The organism is Kribbella sp. NPDC051137 (assembly GCF_040682535.1).
Taxonomy (GTDB): domain Bacteria; phylum Actinomycetota; class Actinomycetes; order Propionibacteriales; family Kribbellaceae; genus Kribbella; species Kribbella karoonensis.
The window spans coordinates 117,695-138,425 of sequence record NZ_JBFBBI010000008.1; the positions used below are offsets into that span (position 1 = coordinate 117,695).

The following is a 20,731-nucleotide window of genomic DNA, read 5'->3' on the forward strand; positions in this document are numbered from 1 at the left end:
ACCGCGGACAGTAATTGTCGTCACGACAGCAGTCAGCGTCCGGCGTCGAGCAGGGTTTCCGCGGCCGGCGTCCGCGCGTACAACACCAGCCGGCCAACGCGATGGGAACTGACCAGACCTGCTCGGCGTAGCGCGGTCAGGTGCTGGGAGATGCCACCCGGGGTGAGGCCGGTGCGGCTGGACAGCTCGGTGGTCGACCGTGGGGCGTCCAGGTGGGTGAGGAGGGTGGCTCGGGAGCGGCCCAGGACACCGGCGAGGCCGGTCGGTGTGGTGGGCGAGGAGGTCCAGAGAGTTGCCATGCCGCGCGCCGGGTAGGTGAGCGTGGGCTGCCAGGGTGGGATGGTGCTCGAGTAGACCGTCGGCCAGACGAAGGCGGACGGGGTGAGCAGCAGGCCTTCGCCAGCGAGTTGGCGGTCGCCGTGGAAGCGGCGGTGGCGGATGGACAGTACGCCGTCTCGCCACCTGACGCCGGTCGCGAGGTCCTCGAAGAGCCCGGCCGGACCCGCCTGGCCCAGGCGGCGGCCGCGGTACAGGAGGTCGCCGTCGAGGAGCGCGCGGATCCGGCCCCAGTACGGCGCGATCGCTAACTGCCAGTACCGCTCGACCTGCTCCGCCAGCTCCGCCATCCCGCCCGCCGGGTCGGCGTACAGCTCGTCGACCGCCGCGGACGGCAGCTCGCCGGGCCGGGGTCTGCGTAGCCGCCGCGGCATCCGGGCCTCCGCCAGCGACCCGAGCGGCGTACGGCGCGCGTAGGCGAGCACGTCCAGATCGGCCCGCACCTGTTCCGGCGGCACCCGGCGGAGCGCCCCGAGATCCGTCTCCAGGTCCGGTAGCGGACTGTTCGGCGGCGGTGTCAGAAAGTCGGCGAGGTACCACACGGCCGGATCCACCAGGTCGAACAGCAGTCCCAGCTCCACCCCCTCCAGCCGCCGCCGTACCGCGGTCACCCACGCGCGGTGGAACGGATGCGGCCGGCCCGTCCGGAGCAGCCGGACACTCGCCACGACCTCCCACAACGGGGACATCGCGAGGCGCGTCCGGGCCAGGTCCGCCACGGTGAAGGTCAGCGTCAGCATTCAGCTCAGACTAAATCATTTCCGGTACGTCGTCCCCGGGCCGGACGCTGTCCGCATGAATCAGAATCGTCTGAAGATCGGCGAACTCGAGGTCCACCGGCTCGGCTTCGGCGCGATGCGGCTGACCGGGTATCGCCCGGCCGCCGACCGCTCCGACGCGATCCGGGTCGCCCGGCGTGCCGTCGAGCTCGGGGTCGACTTCGTCGACACCGCCGACGCGTACGGCGTCGGAGCCAACGAGGAGCTGCTGGCCGAGGCGCTGCACCCGTACGACGGCGTGCTGATCGCCACGAAGGTCGGCCACACCCGCCCGTCGCCGCGCGAGTGGGCACCGTGCGGACGCCCGGAGTACCTCCGGCAGGCGACCGAGTTGTCGCTGCGCCGGCTCCGGGTCGAGCGCATCGATCTCCTCCAGCTGCACCGCGTCGACCCCGCCGTACCGTATGCCGACCAGCTCGCCGCGCTCGCCGGACTGGTTGCCGAGGGCAAGGTGCGGCACATCGGACTGTCCGAGGTGTCGGTCGAGCAGCTGGTCGAGGCCCGACGGTTCGTCGACGTGGTGAGCGTGCAGAACCGGTACAACCTCACGGACCGCAAACACGAGGCGGTCCTCGACTACTGCACCGCGGAGGGGATCGCGTTCGTGCCGTGGGTCCCGATCGCGCACGGTGAGCACGCCGGCTCTCAACTGCTCGGCATGATCGCCGCCGAACTCGGCGCCACCGCGGCGCAACTGTCGCTCGCATGGCTGCTCCATCGGTCGCCGGTGATGCTCCCGATCCCGGGCACGAGCTCACTCGAACATCTGGAGGAGAACGTCGCGGCCGCCGCACTGGAACTCACGCCGGACCACCTCGCCCGGCTCGCTGCGTTGAGCGCGGTCGGCTGACGTGGCCTCTACAGTGGGGGGATGGTTTATGTCGGCGGGGTGCTCGGGCTGATCGGGGTGCTGACGTTGGTGTTCCGCGACGGTGACGTCGTGGGGCTGCCCGCCGTCGGTGTCGGGGCCGGGCTGTTGGTGATCGGCGTCGGCCTCGGCGCGCTCGGGGTGCTGCGGCGACGCGCCGTACGGCGGAAGAAGATCGCGCGGGGCGAGCCGGTCCCGGTGGGGAACGTGTTCGAGCGGGCGCGGGCCCTGCCGCGGCTGCTCCGGGACGTACGCCGGGGGGCCTACACCGACCTGCCGCGGAACCGGACGTTCCTGTGGCTGCTCGCGATCGTCTACCTGGTGTCGCCGATCGACATCCTGCCGGACCTGCTGCCGGTCATTGGTGTGACCGACGACGCCGGCGTGTTCATGTGGCTGCTGACCAGCGTCTCGACCGCAGCCGGCCTCTACCTGCGCAAGGAGCGCGAGCAGCTGCCGCACCAGCCTCCGCCGCAGGGGCGGCGGTCTACGGACGCCGGCTGAGCCAGTCCGCGACGTCCTCGGCAGCCTCCTCGGGATGCTCGTACGCGAACAGTTGCAGCGGATCCGTCGGCGTACCGAGGCCGCCGAGACGGTTGACCGCGGCAACTAGTTCCTGGGCGGCGGCGAGCACCAGTGCAGCCTGTGCCGCCGCCTCGGCCGGATCGTCCAGCGACACGACCGCGGCCGCCAGATCCGCGACCTCGCACGCCTGGTAGGCCATCGCGACCCGCGCCCGGTTCATCCGAACGCCCGCACGAAGAACAGGCCGGTCATCAGTACTGCGGTACCCAGCACGAGCGCACGCAGTACGCCGGCCGGCAGCCGCCGCACCACGTGGGCGCCGGCGTACCCGCCGATGATCGCGCCGCCGAGCATCACGACCAGCTGCGACGGCTGCGCGAGTACGTCGGCCGCGAACACGAAGATCACCGCCGCCGTCAGGTAGACCGCGGCGACCTGGATCACCCGCAGCGGGTTGCCGCGCGCCGGGTCGAGTGTGGTGGTCGCGGTCCAGAACGCGAGCATCATCAGCCCGACCGCGCCGCCGAAGTACCCGCCGTAGATCGCCAGCAGGAACTGCCCCGCCAGGATCGTGGCCGGCCCCGGTTGCCCGAGCCGGAGCGCCGCGGTGAGCCGCTTGCCGAACGCCAGCACCAGCGTCGCGAACGCCAGCAGCCACGGCACCGCGGCGTCGAACGATGCCGACGGTAGGAGTAGTAGAAGCCCGGCACCGAGCGCACCGCCGCAGACGCTGGCGAGCGTCAGCCGCGCCGGCGACGGCCGCTGGAAGCCCTCGAGCTCACGGCGGTAGACCCAGGCGCTGGTCGCGTTTCCCGGTAGCAAGGCGACGGTCGTGGTCGCGTTCGCGGTCACCGGCGGCATCCCGGCGCCGACCAGCGCGGCCAGTGCCACGAAGCTCCCGCCGCCGCCGCCGGCGTTCAGGGCGCCGGCCGCGACACCGGCCAGGAGGATCAGCAGCACCCTTCGAGGATCCGGGTTCCGTGGACACTCCACAATGCGCGATCCCCGTAGTCAGCCTCAGGCTGAGACGTAGGCTGAGGGTATGCGGTACGACCTCGACGACCTCCGGCTGTTCACACACGTCGCGGCGGAGGGCTCGATCACCGCCGGGGCGCGGGTGATGCACCTCAGTCTGCCTTCGGCCAGTGCGCGGGTCAGAGCGCTCGAGGCGCAGGCCGGCGTACCGCTGCTGGTGCGCGAGAGGCGCGGCGTGCGGCTGACCCCGGCGGGCGCCACGCTGGCCCGGCACGCCCGCGAGGTGCTGGCCGAGACGACCCGCCTGGACAGCGCGGTCGCGTCGTACGCCGTCCCCCGCACGGCCCCGATCCGGCTGGTCGCCGGCGGGTCCGCGATGCACCAGCTGGTGCCGCTCGCGCTGGCCACGTTCCTCCGCGATCATCCGGAGTACGACGTGAACGTGCGCGAGCGGCGTACCGTCCGGATGGTCCGCCTGCTCGCCGCCGGCGAGGCCGATCTCGGCGTGATCCTCGACGACGAGCCGACCCCGCTGCGGACCGAACCGCTGGCCGACGACTCGCTGGTCGTGATCGGCCAGGCGGGTGGCACGTTGTCGGGACGGGCCTCGATTGCGTACGCCGAGGTCGCGGAGCACCCGCTGGTGGGGCTGGACCGGAACTCGCCGCTCAGCGAGTGGATGGACGACAGGCTCGGCCCGCACGCCCCGGCGCCGCGGTACCGCACGCTGGTCCCGACCTTGCATGCGCTGATCACACTCGCGACGGCCGGCGCCGGGCTGGCCGTCGTACCGCGGCGGGCTGTGGACGCGAGTGCCGACGTCGACATCTGCCCGCTCCAGGACGCGTGGTCGACGCGGCATCACCTGGTCTGTTACGCGGCCGACGCGCCGGAGGCGGCGCACCTGCTGGCGCAGCATCTGCACGCGGCGGCTAGCGTTCAGGCATGAGCGCGGACATCCCCTTGCAGGCGTTCGAGGCCTTGCTGCACAGCCCGAACGTGCCGACGGTGTGCCGGGCGCTGAACATGTACCAGGTGGCGGCGGCGTACACCCAGCTCAGCGGCGGCAATCCACTCGAGCCGTTGGCCGCCGACGTACGCCAGGTCGCGCTCGGCATCCTGGCCCACCCGCCGGTCGAGGCCGGCGAGGACATCCGCGCCGGGTTCGACCACGTGAGCGCGCTGAACGTCCTCACCACGCTGGCCGAACCTGCCGACCTCCCGGTCATCACCACCCTCCTCGAGACCAGCCCTCACGAGGAGGTACGCGCCGTCGCCGCCCTGGCGGCCACGACGGCGCGGAAGGGGTAGGGCATGCGCGCGTTGACAGTCGACGAGGCCCGGCAGCGGGCGTCGGACCTGAGCCTGCGGTCGTACGAGATCGCCTTCGATCTGACCGGCGACGGCGGCACGTTCGTCGCGACCAGCCGGATCCGGTTCGGGGCCACGAGCAGTACGAGCTGGGTGGACGTGAAGCCCGAGCGGCTGCTTGCCGTCGAGCTCAACGGGCGGTCGCTGGACCCCGCCGCACTCGACGGCGGCCGGTTCCCACTGGACGACCTGAAGCCCGAGAACGAGCTCGTCGTCACCGCCACGATGCTGTACTCCGCGGACGGTGAGGGACTCGTGCGCTCGGTCGACGCCGCGGACGGACGCGTCTACACGTACGCCATGTCGTCGTTGGAGTCCGCGCCGCGCTACTTCCCGTGTTTCGACCAGCCCGACCTCAAGGCGCCGTACACCGTCACCGTGAAATGCCCCGAGGACTGGGTCGTCCTGGGCAACGGTGCGGCCGAGCGCACGGCCCCGGGGGAGTGGACGCTCGCCGAGACCAAGCCGCTGTCGACGTACTTCGTCACGCTCGTCGCCGGTCCGTACCATCAGGTCACCGGGGAGCACGACGGGATCCCGCTGGGGCTCGCCTGCCGGCAGTCGTTGCGGGAGCACCTGGAGCGGGACGCCGAGGACCTGTTCCGCACCACCCGCGAGGCGTTCGACGAGTACCACCGGCTGTTCCGCCTCCGGTACCCGTTCGGCGAGTACTGGCAGGTGTTCGTCCCGGACTTCAACATGGGCGCGATGGAGAACCCCGGCTGCGTGACGGTCACCGACAGCCTGCTGTTCCGAGGGCCGGCCACCGAGGCGGAACGCAGCACCCGCGCGCGGATCGTCGTGCACGAGATGGCGCACATGTGGTTCGGCGACCTTGTCACGATGAAGTGGTGGAACGACATGTGGCTGAACGAGTCGTTCGCCGAGTACATGGCGCACCGGGTGTCCGAGGACGCGACCAGCTACGACGGCAACTGGACGGACTTCGCGTTCGTCCGGAAGTGGTGGGGCCTGGTGACGGACCAGAGCAGCTCGACGCACCCGGTCGCGCCGGACACGCTGAAGGACGCCCGGCAGTCCCTGGACGACTTCGACGGGATCTCGTACGCCAAGGGCGCGGCGGTCCTCAAGCAACTCGCGAAGTACCTCGGGGACGACGTGTTCCTCGCGGGCGTCACCGCGCATCTGGAGGCGCACCAGTACGGGAACGCCGATCTGCGGGAGTTCATCGCGAAGCTCACCGAGGCCGGCGCCCGTGACCTGGACACCTGGTCCGGCCAGTGGCTGCGTACGTCGGGACTGGACACGATCACCGCCGTACGGGCGGGTGCCGGTGCGGTGCTGCACCGCACGAGCCCGGACGGTTCCCGGCGGCTGCACAAGCTGAGTGTGGGCGGGTTCGATGCCGACGGATCGACCGCCTCGGTCGACGTGGTGCTGGCGGACGACTCGGTGGACGTTGCGCTCGGCAACGACGTGCTGGTGCCGGACGCCGGTGACGACACCTGGGCGAAGGTCAGGCTCGACGAGCTGAGCCTGAGCAGGCTCCCGGATGTGCTGCCGGGTATCGCGGACGGTACGACGCGCGCGGTGATCTGGAACTCGGTCCGGGACGCGGTCGCCGATGCCGAGCTGGACCCGCGGCGCGCGCTCGACCTGTTCACCGCGGCGCTGCCGTCCGAGGACAGCGACATCGCCGTCGGATCACTCGTCCAATGGCTCGAGAACCGCCTCCTCGGCCGTTACCTCGACTACGACAACTACCGCGCCCAGGTCGCCGACGCGCTGCGCGACAAGTTGTCGGCCACGGCGGCGGGCAGCAGCCTGCAGCTGGCCACCGCCCGCGGCCTGATCGCGACCAGCGGCGACACCGGGCTCCTGACGTCCTGGCTCGACGGGGCTGCTCCGGCGGGTCTGGAGGTCGACACGGGCCTCCGCTGGGCGCTGGTCCTGCGGCTGGTCCGGCTCGGCGTGTACGGCGCCGCGGAGATCGACGCCGAACTGGCGCGTGACCACTCCACCGAAGGCGTCAACCACGCCGCCCGCTGCCGCGCCGCGCTGCCCGACGGCAAGGACGCCGCCTGGACGCGGATCATGACCGACGCGTCGATCGGGGTGAAGGAACTGCTCGCGACCGCGGAAGGCTTCTGGCATCCGGGACAGGCCGCGCTCACCGCGCCGTACGTCCGCAGGTTCTTCGCCGACATCCCGCGCACGGGCGAGATCCGGTCCGGCGTGGTGCTCGGTCTGACCGCGCACCGGATCGCCCCGCGGTTCGCGATCGAGCCGGACCTGGTCGCGCCCGCCGAGGCGCTGATCGCGGACGAGACCGTGGCGCCGGGGATCCGCCGGCAGACCGCGGACTACCTCGACGACCTGCGCCGGGCGCTGGCGGTACGGCGGACCTTCAGCGGACGGTGAGGCGTTCGGCCACGGCCTTCCGGGCCTGGTGGATGCGGGCCTTGACGGTGCCGAGCGGGACGTCGAGCTCGTCGGCGATCTCGGCGTAGGAGAGCGCGCCGAGGTCCCGCAGTACGAGCGGCTGGACCAGCTGGGGATGGCTGGACTCCAGGGCTTCGAGCGCTTCCAGCAGGTCGAGGCGGGAGCCGGCGATGACCGACGTGGTGCGGGGGTCGACGGACTCCGGGAGGAACTCAGCGGACTGCTCGACCGAGCGGCGCTTGAGCGAGCGGTAGGTCTGGCGGGCCTGGTTGGTCGCCACGATCGTCACCCAGCCGGCGAAGCTCCCGGTGCCGCGGAACGTGTGCACCTTGTTCGCCACCTGGAGCAGCGTGTCCTGGACCGCCTCCTCGGCGTCCTCCCGGTACGGCAGGAACTTCGCCACCCGGCGCTGCACCTGCGGACGGATCGCCTGCAGAAGTTGTGGAAGCACCGTCTGGTCCCCAGCTGCCGCGCGGGCCCCGAGTTCTTCCAACTCCTCGGTCATGCTCCCCCTTGTGGACTGGTTTGTGACCGACAATAGCCGGGATGGATGTCATCGGACGTTACCGGTTACGGGACAAGATCGGCGCGGGCGCGTTCGCGACCGTCTGGCGGGGGTACGACGACGACCTTGACGTCGACGTCGCCGTCAAGGTGCTGGCGGACAACTGGGCGTCGCGCGCCGACGTGCGGGAACGCTTCCTGTCCGAGGCGCGGCTGATGCGCCGGATCTCCAGCGACCGGGTGGTCCGGGTCTTCGACCTGGGCAAGCTCGACGACGGCCGCCCGTACTTCGTGATGGACTACGTCGGCGGCGGCACGCTGGCCGACGTCCTGCGGCAGGGCCGGCTGGACGCGGTCGACGCGCTCTGGTGGGGTGCCGACCTGGCCCGCGCGGTGGCCGCACTGCACGGCGAAGGCGTCGTACACCGTGACGTCACCCCGGCGAACCTGCTGCTCCGCCCCGGCGACGAGGCGGGCGGCGGCACGCACCGGATCGTGCTCGCCGACCTCGGCCTGGCGAAACGCGCCGCGGAGGCGTCCGGCCTCACCCAGGCCGTCGGCACGCCGTCGTACATGGCGCCGGAGCAGGGCCGCGGCGACGGCGGCTTCGACGAACGCGCCGACATCTACGCGGTCGGCGCGGTCACGTACGCGCTGCTGACCGGCCATCCGCCGTACTCCGCGTCGTCGATCGGCGACGTGCTGAACCGCGACCCGGACCTCCCGCCGCAGAGCCTGCGCCCGCTGCTGCACGACTCGGTCGGCCAGCTCGACGACGTCTTCGCGCGGGCGCTCGCGTACCGGGTGGCCGATCGCTGGGACCGCGCCGACACCCTGGCCGACCGGCTGGAGGCGGAGGCGTACCGCCTGGAGCAGGAGGCCCCGATGCGCGCGGCCGAGCGGACCACGATCACCGAGGACGACCTGGACACGACGGTCGCCACCGATCCGCCGGTGCGTCGCCGGCGCCGACGGCGGGCGTGGTTCCTGCTCGCGCTACCTGTGGTGTTCGTCGCGGCCGGCGTCGCCGGATGGTTCCTCTTCGGCAGATGACTGCATAGAGTAGTCGTATGGCTACTTACCGCAGTCTTGTGGTGATCCTCGCCTTACTCGCCCCCGCCGACCAGCCCGTGGCCACCTACTCGTGTCGCGCCGACACCAGGTTCGGCAAGCACACGATCTCGATCCGCCAGGGCATCGATGCCCAGGCTCCCGCCGCCGTCCGAGCCAATACCCGCTTCACCATCGCGGTCCACTCCCAGCAAGGCACCCTCCCCACCGAAGTCAAAGGCTTCAAGCTCCAGGAAGTCCGCGACCTCACACTCCGCATCCCGGTCCCTGCCAACGCGGCCTACCTCAGCTCGCGACTGATCGGCGGCTCCGGCCTCAACTCGACCCCGTCTGTGCAGTTGGAGGGAAACACCGCGGTCGTCAGGGTCGCCGGCCCGATCCCGGGCGGTGCGAGCTTCCAGTTCCCGACGCTCAGCATCCGCCTGCGAGCCGGCGGCCCGGGCGCCGTCGAAACGAAACTGACGGGCACCAGCTACGACGACCCCGGCCTCACCCTGCAGGCCAAGATCAAATGGAAGTTCCTCAGCACCACCGCCCCGGTCGCGTGCTACCCCGACCCGAACCCGGTCCTGACCCGCACCGTGATCACATAGCCGTGCCGGTGTTGTAGGCGTCGTTGAAGTGCGCGTAGAACGCGTCGTACATCGGCTGGCTGTCCTCGACCTTGACGAGCAGTTCGTCGTTGTACCGCAGTGCCGACGCGGTCAGGTTGTGCGACCCGGTGAACACGATCGGCCGTACGGCGCTGGATCCGGCGTACCGCGCCGACACGATGATCGACTTGTCGTGCACCGGCGACTTGTGGACCGGGATGCCCGCCGACTTGAGCTTGCTCAGCGACGAGCTCTGGATGTCGCCGACGTCGACCCAGACCTTGCAGCCGCCGCTGTGCAGCGACACGAGCTTGTCGACGACCGCCGAGCGGCTGTCGTTGATCGCCGCCTCCATCACCCGGATCCGGCAGTCCGCGTCCGCGGTGATGTAGCTGAGCCGGTTCACGACCAGGTCGGTGTCCTGCTCCGGCGAGGAGTAGACCTGGACGTTCGAGGCGGCCGAGCCGAAGTACCCACGTGGCGTCGCGGAGTCGTAGAAGTCGTTGCGTGCGTAGGTGTTCTCCTGCCATTGCGGCAGCCACTGCTGGTTGTAGAAGTTGTCGTACAAGGTCTTGTCGCCGTAGACGGTGAACGAGTTGTTGAACAGGTTCGCGCCGGAGGCGTACGTCATGTTGGGCGAGCCGAACCAGGTGACCCAGGACCGCGGCGCGCCGCTGGCGTCCGTGGTCTGCGAGAACAGCATGTACTTCGCGTGCATCAGCCCGGTGCTGGAGTTGGACAGGCACCCGCCGCCGTACGCGAGGGTGCTACTGCCGTGGTCGCACCAGTGGTGGTTGGCGCCGAGCAGTGACGCCAACGCGGCCGGCGAGTCGTCGGTGGAGTTCTTGTCCTCGCCGTTGTGCACCACGTAGACGTGGACGCCGCGGTCGACGGCCGCCTTGATCGCGTCGTAGACGACGTTCGCCGTGATGCTGTACAGCGCGATCCGGATCTCCGAACCGGCCGGCGCGCCGTTGAACAGCGCGATCATCTTGTCCAGCTGGGCGACGTCCTGGCCGTTGTGGTCGACCGGGTCGTTGAAGGTCAGGTCGACCTCGGACGAGCCGATCGTGACGGTGACGGGCCCCTGGCCGGCGTACGCGGCCGGTGGCGCGGCGAGGGCGGCGACCGCGGTGAGAGCAGTCGCCAGGACCAGGGACAAGCGGCGGTGAACCATTCCGACCTCCCGGGGGCGCGGGGCAGTTGAAGGTTTTCACCCGCAACTGTAGCGAGGTCGGTTAGTTTTTGACAGGGATCGGCGCTCAGACTCCGATCGGGTGCCAGACGGTCTTCAGTTCGAGGTACTGCGTGAGCCGCGACAGGCCCTGGTCCGCGGACCAGTCCTCCTCGGCGGGACGGCGTACGCGCTTGAGGTTGTCGGCCGCTGCGACCTCGAGCGCGGTCGCCTCCTCGGGGTCCTCGACGCCGCACAGGTCGATCGCGTTCACGTCCTGGTGCGATGCCAGCCACGGCCCGATCTCGGACGCGGAGCCGGTCAGGATGTTCACCACCCCGCCCGGTACGTCGGAGGTCGCCATCACCTCACCCAGCGTCACGGCCGGCAGCGGGCGCTCGTACGACGACACCGCGACCACGGTGTTGCCGGAGACGATCGCCGGCGCGATCACACTTGTCAGCCCGAGCAGCGACGAGTCCTGCGGCGCGAGCACCGCGACCACACCGGTTGCCTCGGGCAACGAGAAGTCGAAGTACGGGCCGGCCACCGGGTTCGCCGAGCCGACCACCTGGGCGAGCTTGTCGGCCCAGCCGGCGTACCAGACCCAGCGGTCGATCGCCTCGTCCACGACCGCGCGGGCCTTGGCGATCGACAGGCCCTCGCCGGCGGCGACCTCGGCGCTGAACTGCTGGTGCCGGCCCTCCATCACCTCGGCGATCCGGTACAGCACCTGGCCGCGGTTGTACGCCGTCCGCCCGTGCCAGCCGTTGAACGCCTTCCGGGCCGCGACCACCGCGTCCCGGGCGTCCTTGCGGGAGGCCTGCGACGCGTTCGCGAGGAACTTGCCCTTGGCATTGTTCACGACGTACGCCCGGCCCGATTCGCTGCGCGGGAAGGCGCCGCCGATGTAGAGCTTGTAGGTCTTGCGCACTTCAAGCCTTTGGCCCAAAGAATTAGATGCAGCTTTAGTGGGCAAGGTAGGCCTCCAAGCCGTGGCGGCCGCCCTCGCGGCCGTAGCCCGACTCCTTGTAGCCGCCGAACGGCGAGGTCGGGTCGAAGCGGTTGAACGTGTTCGCCCAGACCACGCCCGCGCGCAGCTGGTTCGCCATCCAGAGGATCCGGGAGCCCTTGTCGGTCCAGATCCCCGCGGACAGCCCGAACGGGGTGTTGTTCGCCTTCTCGACCGCCTCGGCCGGGGTCCGGAACGTCAGCACCGACAGCACCGGCCCGAAGATCTCCTCGCGGGCGATCCGGTGCGCCTGCGAGACGCCGGTGAACACGGTCGGCGGGAACCAGTACCCCTGCGGCGGCAGCTCGCACTCCGGCGACCAGCGCTCGGCGCCCTCGTCCTCGCCGATCTGCGACAGCTCGCGGATCTTCGCCAGCTGGGCGGCCGAGTTGATCGCGCCGACGTCGGTGTTCTTGTCCAGCGGGTCACCGACGCGCAGCGTCTCCATCCGGCGCTTCAGCCGGCCGAGCACCTCGTCGTACACGCTCTCCTGGACCAGCAGCCGCGAACCCGCGCAGCAGACGTGGCCCTGGTTGAAGAAGATGCCGTTGACGATGCCCTCGACGGTCTGGTCGATCGGGGCGTCCTCGAAGACGATGTTCGCCGCCTTGCCGCCGAGCTCCAGCGTGACCGCCTTGTGCGTGCCGGCCACCGACCTGGCGATCGCGCGGCCGACCTCGGTCGAGCCGGTGAACGCGACCTTGTCCACGTCCGGGTGCTCGACCAGCGCCTGCCCGGTGCGGCCGGCGCCGGTGACGATGTTGACGACGCCCGCCGGCAGGTCCGCCTGTTGGCAGATCTCCGCGAACGCGAGCGCGGTCAGCGGAGTGGTCTCGGCCGGCTTCAGTACGACGGTGTTGCCCGCGGCAAGCGCCGGGGCGATCTTCCAGGCCAGCATCAGCATCGGGAAGTTCCACGGGATCACCTGGGCCGCGACACCCCACGGCTGCGGGTCGTCACCGACCCCGGCGTACTCGAGTTTGTCGGCCCAGCCCGCGTAGTAGAAGAAGTGCGCGGCCACCAGCGGGATGTCGACGTCGCGGGACTCGCGGATCGGCTTGCCGTTGTCCAGCGACTCCAGCACGGCCAGCTCGCGGGACCGCTCCTGGATCAGCCGCGCGATCCGGAACAGGTACTTCGCCCGGTCCTTGCCGCTCATCGGGCCCCAGACCTTCTCGAAGGCCTTGCGCGCGGCGCGCACGGCCTTGTCGACGTCGGCCGGTCCGGCCTCGCTGACCTCGGCCAGAACCTCTTCCGAAGCAGGGGAAACGGTCTTGAACGGCTTGCCGTCCGTCGCGTCGACGAACTGGCCGTTGACGAACAGGCCGTACGACGACTTGATGTCCACGATCGCCCGGGACTCGGGCGCGGGGGCGTACTCGAATCTGCTCATGCCTGTCAGTCCAAGGTGAAGTAGTCGGGGCCCGGGTAGTGCCCGGTGGCCAGCTTGGTGCGTTGCATCAGCAGGTCGTTCAGCAGGCTGGAGGCGCCGAAGCGGAACAGTTCCGGGTCCAGCCAGTCCGGCCCGGCGGTCTCGTTCACCGTGACCAGGTACTTGATCGCGTCCTTCGCGGTCCGGATGCCGCCGGCCGGCTTGACGCCGATGTGCAGCCCGGTGGCCTCGTGGTAGTCGCGGACCGCCTCCAGCATCACCAGCGTGACCGGCAGCGTGGCCGCCGGGGACACCTTGCCGGTGGAGGTCTTGATGAAGTCCGCGCCGGCCAGCATCGCCAGCCAGGACGCGCGCCGGACGTTGTCGTAGGTGACCAGCTCGCCGGTCTCCAGGATCACCTTGAGATGTGCGTCACCGGCGGCCTCGCGGATCGCGGCGATCTCGTCGAAGACCATCGCGTACCGCCCGGAGAGGAAGGCGCCGCGGTCGATCACCATGTCGACCTCGTCGGCGCCGGCGGCGACCGCGTCCTTGGTGTCCTGGACCTTGATCGCCAGGCTGGAACGCCCGCTCGGGAAGGCGGTCGCGACACTCGCGACGTTGATCCCGGAGCCCTCCAGTTCACGCTTCGCGGTGGCCACCAGGTCCGGGTACACACAGACCGCGGCGACCTGCGGCGCGGTCGGGTCGGCCGGATCGGGCCGTTTCGCCTTCGCGCACAGGGCCCGCACCTTGCCCGGGGTGTCCTGGCCCTCCAGCGTGGTCAGGTCGATCATCGAGATCGCCAGGTCCAGCGCGTACTGCTTGGCGGTGGTCTTGATCGACCGGGTGCCGAGGGTGGCGGCACGGGCCTCCGCGCCGACCTGGTCGACGCCCGGCAGCCCGAGCAGGAACCGGCGCAGCCGGTCCTCCGACGAGGTCACGTCGGCCAAGCTGTCGACACCGCTGTCGAGTGTGGTCACCCAAGGCAGTCTAGTGCTGATTCTGAGCGCCGGTTACGTTGTGCTGGTGAAGTCGAAATCGCCGGAGAGCGAGCAGTACCTGTCCGCGTCGAACCGGATCACCGGGGCCATCGTGCTGGTGATCGGGGCACTCGGCCTGCTCGACGTGATCCTGGAGTGGCGGACCGCGACCGGGGTGCTGGTCGGCAGCATCATCGGGATCTTCATGGTGCTGGCGTACGCCGGGCTGATCCGGCCGTCGGTGACGCTGGACCCGGAGCACCTGCTGCTCCGCAACCACCTGCGCGACCACCGGATCCCGTGGTCGAAGGTGACCGGCGCCGACGTCACCGACCTGCTCCGGGTGCACACCGAGGCGAACCGTTACCGCGCGCCCGGCGTCCAACTGGTCATGCGCGATCTCCGGAAGCAACGGGTCGGCGGCCGTAAGCTCGCCGCGGACAGCTCGATCTCCAAGGCCGACATCGTGGTCAACCGGATCGAGAGCCACATGGAGCAGTACGCCGGGAAGTCCGACGGCGAGGTGGTCACCGCATGGGCCCGCCCGGAGCTGATCGTGCTCGCCGTACTGGCCGTGATCGCCGTCGTCGCAGGCTTCCTGCGCTGATCCCGTTGTTGACTCGCCGGACGTTCTTCCGTACCGGCGCGGCCGCCGCGGTCGCTGCCGTCGCCGGAGTCACCGCCCTCGAGACCGGTGCCGTGCCGGGCCGCGGACGGGTCCACGAACTGCTCGGGCTGACCGGCCCGGACGGTGTGGTCCCCGACGTACCCGCCGGGCCGGTCGTGTCCGGGACCTTCGCGTCCCGGGCCCGTCGTACCGAGGTCGGCTACAGCGTCGTCTACCCGGACGGGTACGCCGCCGGCGCCCGGCTGCCGGTGGTGCTCGCACTGCACGGCCGTGGCGGGGACCATCGCGCGGCGGTGAACGACCTCGGCATGGACCGCTACCTGACTGCAGCGGTCCGCTCCGGCACGCCGGCGTACGCGCTGGCGACCGTCGACGGCGGGTCGGACAGCTACTGGCACCGCCGCGCCGACGGCTCGGACTCCGGAGCGATGCTCGAGCAGGAGTTGTTGCCGTTGCTCACGGCCCGCGGTCTGACGACCGGCCGGTACGGCGTCCTCGGCTGGTCGATGGGCGGGTACGGCGCACTCCTCCAGGTGCTGCAGCGCAAGGTCCCGCCGGTCGCGGTCGGCGCGATGAGCCCGGCCCTCTGGCATCGCTACGCCGACGTACAGCCGGGCGCGTTCGACGACGAGGCCGACTTCGAACGCAACCAGGTGCTTGGCCGGGCGGGCAGCTTCCGGGGGACCGCTGTCCGGATCGACTGCGGGCGCGACGATCCGTTCGCGGGGGCGGCCCACGATCTGCGTACCGAACTGCGGGCGGACGGCGGGCAGCAACCCGGCCTGCACACCGGCGGTTACTGGCGGCGCATGCTGCCTGACCAACTGCGATTCCTGGGTGCGAAACTCGCGGTCTGAGAACCGACTCAGCGGAACTGTGGCACGAATCGCTGCGTCAGAGCCCGTGTTCCCGCCCTGGTGAACCCCTGTGCACTCCAGGATTGGGTCCAACAGGTCCCTTTAGACACATCGAGAGTGGAGCTCATGGTCAACCTCTCCCGTTTCACCCTGCGTGGCATGGCCACGGTCGGTGCCCTCGCCGGCCTCGCCGCCGTGGCGCTTCCGAACGCCCAGGCCGCGCAGACCTCCAGCACGGCGACCACGGCCGCCACCGCTACCCCCTCCGCGCCGGTCGACGGCACGGCGTACGCGATCGGCAACCCGCCGGCTGGAGACGCACTGACCACGAAGTCGTCGCTGACGAACGTCGTGCAGTACAACCGGCTGTACAAGACCGGTGCGATCCCGTCGTCGAAGTGCCACGAGCTGAACGTCTCGCTGCGGACGTTCAACGGTGTCGTGGCGTACGAGAACAACCTGTTCAAGTGCCTGTACGCCTCCTGGGCGCTGCCGCTGAAGCAGGCCGGCGCGGCGTACAAGGTCGCCCCGAAGCTGGTCGTGCACAACAGCAAGACGGTCAACTCGTACTGCGGTACGGTCACCGACACCGCGTTCTTCTGCGGTTACAACGGCAAGGCGTGGATCTACATCCCGGCCTACCAGATCATGAACTACTGGGCGCAGAGCCCGACCATGGCGCGGGCGTACGCGACCTTCACGCTGTCGCACGAGTACGGCCACCACGTGCAGTGGCTGACCGGCATCCTGAACGCCTCCTGGCAGCGCTCGGCCGCCTTCAGCACCTACGCCGCGCGGCTCGAGGAGAGCCGTCGTCGTGAGCTTCAGGCGTCCTGCCTGGGCGGTGCCGTGGACGGTGCGAACAAGCGCAACTACCCGTTCAGCGGCGGCTTCATGACCCAGTACAACTGGGTGATCAGCCACAGCGGCGACCAGCCGGGCGGCGTGCGGGACCACGGTTCGCTGAAGAACCACGCCTTCTGGGTGACCTCCGGCTTCAACGCGCGGCACAGCTACACCGTCGCCGGCAACTGCAACACCTTCCGCGCCTCGTCCGCCTACGTCTCCTGATCCAGACGTGAGCTGACGACTCGCAGCACGTAACTCAGCCGCCCGGTACGCGTTGGCGTACCGGGCGGCTGTTGCGTTTTGGCGACACCTGCACGATCTGCGATCGTGTGGTTACTTGTTCCTGGCGCGGAGGCCCTAGAGTTCTGAGTCGATCGTCGAACGGCAGGAGTCAGAGTGAACTACGACGAGTTCAACACCGAGTACGCGAAGGTGCTGGACAAGATCAAGAGCGGTCGCTGCACCTGGTCGGAGCTGTCCGGGCACGTCACCCGGTTGCGGCAGGCGACCGTCGGCATCACCGCGCCGGTGGAGCGCACCCAGGTCGACCACGACCTCGCGGCGCTCAGCCAGATGGTGGACATGTCCCGGCGTACCAATGACAAGGAAGACGTCTGGACGGTCACGTCGGACGCGATCCGCAAGGCCAGCAGCCAGGAGGGTACGGTCGCCGACCGGATCGCCCGGATCGAGACCGCCATCAACGACATCTCCGCGCTGGCGAACCGGAACCCGGACGAGCGGGACGCGCTGATGCAGTCCACCAGCACGCTCCGCATCCTGCACTCGTCGCTGCAGAGCTCACTGCACGCCGAGGCCGCTGAGGCAGCCGCAGCCGCTCGCTGATCCCCGGGACCACCCGCCAGGTGTTCCGGCTCAGATACCTGCCGCGGCAGCCAGGTCTGTCTTGATGGCTGCCAACGCGCCCGCTGCCTCGATCCGCGCCGCGGCCACGTCCGTGGTGACCGGCACGACCACCTCGAGGTAGCACTTCAGCTTCGGCTCGGTACCCGACGGGCGCACGACCACGCGTGCGCCGTCGGACAGCGTGTAGCGCAGGCCGTCCGTCGGGGGCAGCGTCTCGGACCCTTGGCCGAGGTCGTCGATCCGTTGCACGCTGTACGCGCCCAGCGTCGTCGGCGGTGTCGCGCGCAACCGGTCCATTGCCTGCGCGATCAGCGACAGGTCGTCCACCCGCGCCGACAGCTGGTCGGTCGCGTGCAGGCCGTGCTTGACCGCGAGGTCGTCCAGCAGGTCCACCAGCGTCCGCCCGGCCGCCTTCGCCCGGGCCGCGAGCTGCAGCACCCGGACCAGCGTCGACACGCCGTCCTTGTCCTTCACCGCGTCCGGGTCCACGCAGTACCCGAGCGCCTCCTCGTACCCGAAGACCAGCTCCGGGACCCGGCCGATCCACTTGAAGCCGGTCAGCGTCTCGACGTACCGGACGCCGTACGACGCCGCGATCTTGCCGAGCAGAGACGACGACACGATCGAGCACGCGGCCACGCCCTTCGACCCGGGCAGCAGGAACTCACCGAGGAGGCTGCCCAGCTCGTCGCCGCGCAGCATCCGCCACCCGTCGGCGTCCGGTACGGCGACCGCGCAGCGGTCCGCGTCCGGGTCGTTCGCGACCGCGATGTCGGCGCCGATCTCCCGGGCCAGGTCGAGGGCGGCGTCGATCGCGCCGGGCTCCTCCGGGTTCGGGAACGAGACGGTCGGGAAGTCCGGGTCCGGGTCGGCCTGGGTCGCGACCACCCGCGGTGCGGCGAACCCGGCGCGCGCGACGGCTGCCTCGACCAGGGTCCGGCCGACGCCGTGCAACGGGGTGTACGCGACCTTCAGGTCCCGCGGGGCGTCGGCGGGGACGAGCTGCGCGATCCGGTCCAGGTACGCGTCCAGCAGGTCGTCGCCGGCGGTCTGCCAGTCGTCGCCGCGGGGTACCTCGGCGAGCGGGCCGACCGCGGCGATGGCGGCCGCGATCTCGGCGTCCGCGGGCGGCACGATCTGCGAGCCGTCACCCAGGTAGACCTTGTAGCCGTTGTCCTGCGGCGGGTTGTGGGACGCGGTCACGACCACGCCGGCGACCGCGTGCAGGTGCCGGATCCCGAAGGCGACCACCGGCGTCGGGGCCGGCCGGTCCAGCAGTACGGCGTCCAGCCCGGCGCCGCGGATCACCGCCGCGGTGTCCCGGGCGAACACGTCCGACTTGTGCCGGGCGTCGTACCCGATCAGGACCGGGCCGCCGGTGAGGCCCTTCGCCTTCAGGTACGCCGCGAGACCGGCGGCGGCGCGGATCACGACCACCCGGTTCATCCGGTTCGGTCCGGCGCCGACTGCTCCGCGCAGGCCCGCCGTACCGAACTCCAGGGTGCCGGAGAAGCGGTCGGCCAGCTCGTCGGTGGCCCCGTCGGCCAGGAGCTGGGTGAGCTCGGCGCGGGTGTCGGGGTCGGGGTCCTCGCGCAGCCAGGCTTCGGCGGCTGCCTTCAGGTCTTGGTTCACATGGGCACTCTAATGACCCGACGACTGACACGGCCTGGACCGGATGTCCGCCACGTAGTCGTCGGGGGCGCCGGCCGCCTCCGCGGCCTCGGCGAGGATGCCCAGGTAGCGGGCCGACGGGAGGCCGCCCTCGTACGCGTTCAGCACGTACATCCAGGCCAACTGCTCACCGTCCAGGGTCTGCACCCGGACCTGGATCTTGCTGTAGACGTCCTGGTCGATCCACTCCCACTCGTCGAGCCGCTCGACGTCCTTGGGATGGACGTCGTACAGCGCGACGAAGACCTGGTTGGCGGGATCGGCCGGGTCCTCGACCACGGTCGCCATCGCGCCCTCCCAGCCGAGCTCCTCGCCGCCGAAGGTGAGGCGCCAGCCGGTGATCCAGCCGGTCCCGCGCAGGGGGGAGTACGGGCACCGCTCGGCCATCAGGTTCGGGTCCAGATTCGACGCAAACGCGGCGTACAGGGTCACGGAAAAACAGGATACGGAAGAATGGCCTCTCGTGGCGCGAGTTGTGATCATCGGAGGCGGTCCAGGCGGGTACGAAGCGGCCAGTGCGGCCGCCCAGCTCGGAGGGGAGGTGACGGTTGTCGATTCCGACGGAATCGGCGGTTCCGGCGTGCGTACCGACGCGGTGCCGAGCAAGACACTGATCGCCACCGCCGAGGTGATGACCGAGGTCGAGGAGGCCGGCGAGCTCGGCGTCCGGGTCAACGACGGCGACGAGGATCCGGCGAACTCCGTGCGTGTCGATCTCTCCGTCGTCAACAAACGGGTCAAGGCGCTGGCGGCGGCCCAGGGGAAGGGCATCGAGCGCCGGCTGGACCGGGACAAGGTCCGGGTGATCAAGGGCCGGGGCCGCCTCGACGGGCCCGAGACCGTGGTCGTCGGGGACGAGCGGCTGGACGCCGACGTGGTGCTGATCGCCACCGGTGCAAGGCCTCGCGTGCTGAAGGGCTCCGAGCCGGACGGCGAGCGGATCCTCACCTGGGAGCAGGTCTACGAGCTGTCCGAGCTGCCGGAGCGGCTGATCGTCGTCGGCTCGGGTGTGACGGGAGCCGAGTTCGCCAGTGCGTACGACGCGCTCGGCAGCGACGTCGTCCTGGTGTCGTCCCGGGACCGGGTGCTGCCGGGGGAGGACGCCGACGCGGCGGCGGTGCTCGAGGATGTGTTCAAGCGCCGCGGTCTGACCGTACTGAGCAAGTCCCGGGCGGAGTCGGTGAAGCGGTCGGGCGACGGAGTCGTGGTGACGCTGACCGACGGCCGCAAGGTCGAGGGTTCGCATGCGCTGCTCGCGGTCGGGTCGCTGCCGAACACCGACGACATGAATCTCGTCGAGTCGGGCGTGTCGCTCACCGACGGCGGGTTCGTCCAGGTCGACCGGGTGTCCCGGACGACGGCCCGCGGGGTCTACGCGGCCGGCGACTGCACCGGCGTACTGATGCTCGCCTCGGTGGCCTCGATGCAGGGCCGGATCGCGATGGCGCACGCGCTCGGTGACGCCGTCACACCGTTGGACCAGTCAACGGTGTCCGCGAACGTCTTCACCGCCCCGGAGATCGCCACCGTCGGCCTCTCCCAGGCGGTCGTGGACGCCGGCGGCAGTACGGCGCTGGTCGTCAAGGTGCCGCTGGCCGACAACGCCCGCGCCAAGATGCAGGGCGTCCGGGACGGCTTCGTGAAGCTCTTCTGCCTCCCGAACACCGGCATCGTGGTCGGCGGTGTGGTGGTGGCTCCGCGGGCCAGCGAGCTCATCCACCCGATCTCGCTGGCCGTCGGCGCCCGCCTCACGGTCGACCAGGTCGCCCAGTCCTTCACGGTCTACCCGTCGATCTCCGGATCGGTCGCGGAGGCGGCCCGGCGCCTGCACCTGCGCAACTGACGAGCACCGGAAGAGGTTCGGGGTAACTTTTCCGGCCGGGACCGCATCGT

22 protein-coding genes are annotated in these 20,731 nt (G+C 70.4%); 12 read left to right on the top strand and 10 right to left on the bottom strand.

Annotation, left to right across the window (positions count from 1 at the left end):
• Nucleotides 1–32 precede the first annotated feature (32 nt).
• The gene (locus AB0M51_RS38620; RefSeq protein WP_344199260.1) at nt 33–1,076 is read right to left on the bottom strand and encodes a DUF5937 family protein; all 1,044 of its coding nucleotides are present in this window, start codon (nt 1,074–1,076) and stop codon (nt 33–35) included.
• A gap of 55 nt (nt 1,077–1,131) precedes the next feature.
• Here AB0M51_RS38620 and AB0M51_RS38625 point away from each other — a divergent pair, with 55 nt between their 5' ends.
• Both AB0M51_RS38625 and AB0M51_RS38630 read left to right on the top strand, forming a co-directional pair.
• Complete coding sequence (locus AB0M51_RS38625) at nt 1,132–1,965, top strand: aldo/keto reductase (protein ID WP_344199257.1); 834 nt, start codon at nt 1,132–1,134, stop codon at nt 1,963–1,965.
• 21 nt (nt 1,966–1,986) lie between these two features.
• Entirely contained in the window at nt 1,987–2,487 is a 501-nt protein-coding gene (locus AB0M51_RS38630) for a DUF1232 domain-containing protein (RefSeq protein ID WP_344199255.1), read from the top strand.
• Here AB0M51_RS38630 and AB0M51_RS38635 read toward each other — a convergent pair.
• Both AB0M51_RS38635 and AB0M51_RS38640 read right to left on the bottom strand, forming a co-directional pair.
• Nucleotides 2,471–2,728: a hypothetical protein gene (locus tag AB0M51_RS38635; protein WP_344199252.1), complete on the bottom strand. Its 258-nt coding sequence runs from the start codon at nt 2,726–2,728 to the stop codon at nt 2,471–2,473. The genes AB0M51_RS38630 and AB0M51_RS38635 overlap by 17 nt on opposite strands.
• A complete protein-coding gene (locus AB0M51_RS38640) occupies nt 2,725–3,468 on the bottom strand; it encodes a sulfite exporter TauE/SafE family protein (protein WP_344199249.1) in 744 nt (247 codons plus the stop codon). The genes AB0M51_RS38635 and AB0M51_RS38640 overlap by 4 nt, the downstream gene beginning before the upstream one ends.
• A gap of 82 nt (nt 3,469–3,550) precedes the next feature.
• On the opposite strand from AB0M51_RS38640, the gene AB0M51_RS38645 reads away from it, so the two are divergent.
• From AB0M51_RS38645 to pepN, 3 genes are read left to right on the top strand one after another with little or no spacing between them, the layout of a single operon-like run.
• The gene (locus AB0M51_RS38645) at nt 3,551–4,432 is read left to right on the top strand and encodes a LysR family transcriptional regulator (RefSeq protein WP_344199247.1); all 882 of its coding nucleotides are present in this window, start codon (nt 3,551–3,553) and stop codon (nt 4,430–4,432) included.
• Nucleotides 4,429–4,794, top strand: a complete 366-nt coding sequence (locus AB0M51_RS38650) for a hypothetical protein (RefSeq protein ID WP_344199245.1) — start codon at nt 4,429–4,431, stop codon at nt 4,792–4,794. The genes AB0M51_RS38645 and AB0M51_RS38650 overlap by 4 nt, the downstream gene beginning before the upstream one ends.
• Before the next feature lie 3 nt (nt 4,795–4,797).
• Nucleotides 4,798–7,236: an aminopeptidase N gene (gene pepN / locus AB0M51_RS38655; protein WP_344199242.1), complete on the top strand. Its 2,439-nt coding sequence runs from the start codon at nt 4,798–4,800 to the stop codon at nt 7,234–7,236.
• Here the strand turns inward: pepN and AB0M51_RS38660 are convergent.
• Entirely contained in the window at nt 7,223–7,762 is a 540-nt protein-coding gene (locus AB0M51_RS38660) for an RNA polymerase sigma factor (protein ID WP_344199239.1), read from the bottom strand. The two genes, pepN and AB0M51_RS38660, sit on opposite strands and share 14 nt — an antisense overlap.
• 41 nt (nt 7,763–7,803) lie before the next feature.
• Here AB0M51_RS38660 and AB0M51_RS38665 point away from each other — a divergent pair, with 41 nt between their 5' ends.
• Nucleotides 7,804–8,814, top strand: a complete 1,011-nt coding sequence (locus tag AB0M51_RS38665; protein ID WP_344199237.1) for a serine/threonine-protein kinase — start codon at nt 7,804–7,806, stop codon at nt 8,812–8,814.
• A 38-nt stretch (nt 8,815–8,852) separates the two neighbouring features.
• On the top strand, nt 8,853–9,425 hold the full coding sequence (locus AB0M51_RS38670; RefSeq protein WP_363753570.1) for a hypothetical protein: 573 nt from the start codon (nt 8,853–8,855) through the stop codon (nt 9,423–9,425).
• Here the strand turns inward: AB0M51_RS38670 and AB0M51_RS38675 are convergent.
• From AB0M51_RS38675 to deoC, 4 genes are all read right to left on the bottom strand, one after another.
• Entirely contained in the window at nt 9,418–10,602 is a 1,185-nt protein-coding gene (locus tag AB0M51_RS38675; protein ID WP_344199231.1) for a phospholipase D-like domain-containing protein, read from the bottom strand. The two genes, AB0M51_RS38670 and AB0M51_RS38675, sit on opposite strands and share 8 nt — an antisense overlap.
• Nucleotides 10,603–10,687: 85 nt before the next feature.
• Nucleotides 10,688–11,533 carry an aldehyde dehydrogenase family protein gene (locus AB0M51_RS38680; RefSeq protein WP_344199228.1) on the bottom strand — a complete coding sequence of 282 codons (846 nt, stop codon included), beginning with the start codon at nt 11,531–11,533 and terminating at the stop codon, nt 10,688–10,690.
• A gap of 34 nt (nt 11,534–11,567) precedes the next feature.
• Entirely contained in the window at nt 11,568–13,004 is a 1,437-nt protein-coding gene (locus AB0M51_RS38685; RefSeq protein WP_344199226.1) for an aldehyde dehydrogenase family protein, read from the bottom strand.
• Nucleotides 13,005–13,009: 5 nt separating this feature from the next.
• Entirely contained in the window at nt 13,010–13,966 is a 957-nt protein-coding gene (gene deoC, locus AB0M51_RS38690) for a deoxyribose-phosphate aldolase (protein ID WP_344199223.1), read from the bottom strand.
• A gap of 46 nt (nt 13,967–14,012) precedes the next feature.
• On the opposite strand from deoC, the gene AB0M51_RS38695 reads away from it, so the two are divergent.
• From AB0M51_RS38695 to AB0M51_RS38710, 4 genes are all read left to right on the top strand, one after another.
• Nucleotides 14,013–14,573: a PH domain-containing protein gene (locus AB0M51_RS38695; protein WP_344199220.1), complete on the top strand. Its 561-nt coding sequence runs from the start codon at nt 14,013–14,015 to the stop codon at nt 14,571–14,573.
• Nucleotides 14,574–14,578: 5 nt separating this feature from the next.
• Nucleotides 14,579–15,451, top strand: coding sequence for an alpha/beta hydrolase-fold protein (locus AB0M51_RS38700; RefSeq protein ID WP_344199217.1), 873 nt, complete (start codon nt 14,579–14,581; stop codon nt 15,449–15,451).
• A 159-nt stretch (nt 15,452–15,610) separates the two neighbouring features.
• Nucleotides 15,611–16,522 carry a neutral zinc metallopeptidase gene (locus AB0M51_RS38705; RefSeq protein WP_344199214.1) on the top strand — a complete coding sequence of 304 codons (912 nt, stop codon included), beginning with the start codon at nt 15,611–15,613 and terminating at the stop codon, nt 16,520–16,522.
• Nucleotides 16,523–16,696: 174 nt separating this feature from the next.
• Nucleotides 16,697–17,146, top strand: coding sequence for a hypothetical protein (locus AB0M51_RS38710; protein WP_344199211.1), 450 nt, complete (start codon nt 16,697–16,699; stop codon nt 17,144–17,146).
• A 30-nt stretch (nt 17,147–17,176) separates the two neighbouring features.
• Here AB0M51_RS38710 and AB0M51_RS38715 read toward each other — a convergent pair whose 3' ends face one another.
• Entirely contained in the window at nt 17,177–18,799 is a 1,623-nt protein-coding gene (locus tag AB0M51_RS38715; protein WP_344199208.1) for a phospho-sugar mutase, read from the bottom strand.
• A 9-nt stretch (nt 18,800–18,808) separates the two neighbouring features.
• Nucleotides 18,809–19,270, bottom strand: a complete 462-nt coding sequence (locus tag AB0M51_RS38720) for a gamma-glutamylcyclotransferase (protein WP_344199205.1) — start codon at nt 19,268–19,270, stop codon at nt 18,809–18,811.
• Between the two features lie 31 nt (nt 19,271–19,301).
• Here AB0M51_RS38720 and AB0M51_RS38725 point away from each other — a divergent pair, with 31 nt between their 5' ends.
• On the top strand, nt 19,302–20,681 hold the full coding sequence (locus AB0M51_RS38725) for an NAD(P)H-quinone dehydrogenase (RefSeq protein ID WP_344199203.1): 1,380 nt from the start codon (nt 19,302–19,304) through the stop codon (nt 20,679–20,681).
• Nucleotides 20,682–20,731: the final 50 nt, after the last annotated feature.

What these genes read in the sequence shown, in the direction of transcription:
- AB0M51_RS38620 (WP_344199260.1), bottom strand. Translation starts at nt 1,076, where the DNA reads ATGCTGACGCTGACCTTCACCGTGGCGGACCTGGCCCGGACGCGCCTC.
- AB0M51_RS38625 (WP_344199257.1), top strand. Translation starts at nt 1,132, where the DNA reads ATGAATCAGAATCGTCTGAAGATCGGCGAACTCGAGGTCCACCGGCTC.
- AB0M51_RS38630 (WP_344199255.1), top strand. Translation starts at nt 1,987, where the DNA reads ATGGTTTATGTCGGCGGGGTGCTCGGGCTGATCGGGGTGCTGACGTTG.
- AB0M51_RS38635 (WP_344199252.1), bottom strand. Translation starts at nt 2,728, where the DNA reads ATGAACCGGGCGCGGGTCGCGATGGCCTACCAGGCGTGCGAGGTCGCG.
- AB0M51_RS38645 (WP_344199247.1), top strand. Translation starts at nt 3,551, where the DNA reads ATGCGGTACGACCTCGACGACCTCCGGCTGTTCACACACGTCGCGGCG.
- AB0M51_RS38650 (WP_344199245.1), top strand. Translation starts at nt 4,429, where the DNA reads ATGAGCGCGGACATCCCCTTGCAGGCGTTCGAGGCCTTGCTGCACAGC.
- pepN (WP_344199242.1), top strand. Translation starts at nt 4,798, where the DNA reads ATGCGCGCGTTGACAGTCGACGAGGCCCGGCAGCGGGCGTCGGACCTG.
- AB0M51_RS38660 (WP_344199239.1), bottom strand. Translation starts at nt 7,762, where the DNA reads ATGACCGAGGAGTTGGAAGAACTCGGGGCCCGCGCGGCAGCTGGGGAC.
- AB0M51_RS38665 (WP_344199237.1), top strand. Translation starts at nt 7,804, where the DNA reads ATGGATGTCATCGGACGTTACCGGTTACGGGACAAGATCGGCGCGGGC.
- AB0M51_RS38675 (WP_344199231.1), bottom strand. Translation starts at nt 10,602, where the DNA reads ATGGTTCACCGCCGCTTGTCCCTGGTCCTGGCGACTGCTCTCACCGCG.
- AB0M51_RS38685 (WP_344199226.1), bottom strand. Translation starts at nt 13,004, where the DNA reads ATGAGCAGATTCGAGTACGCCCCCGCGCCCGAGTCCCGGGCGATCGTG.
- AB0M51_RS38705 (WP_344199214.1), top strand. Translation starts at nt 15,611, where the DNA reads ATGGCCACGGTCGGTGCCCTCGCCGGCCTCGCCGCCGTGGCGCTTCCG.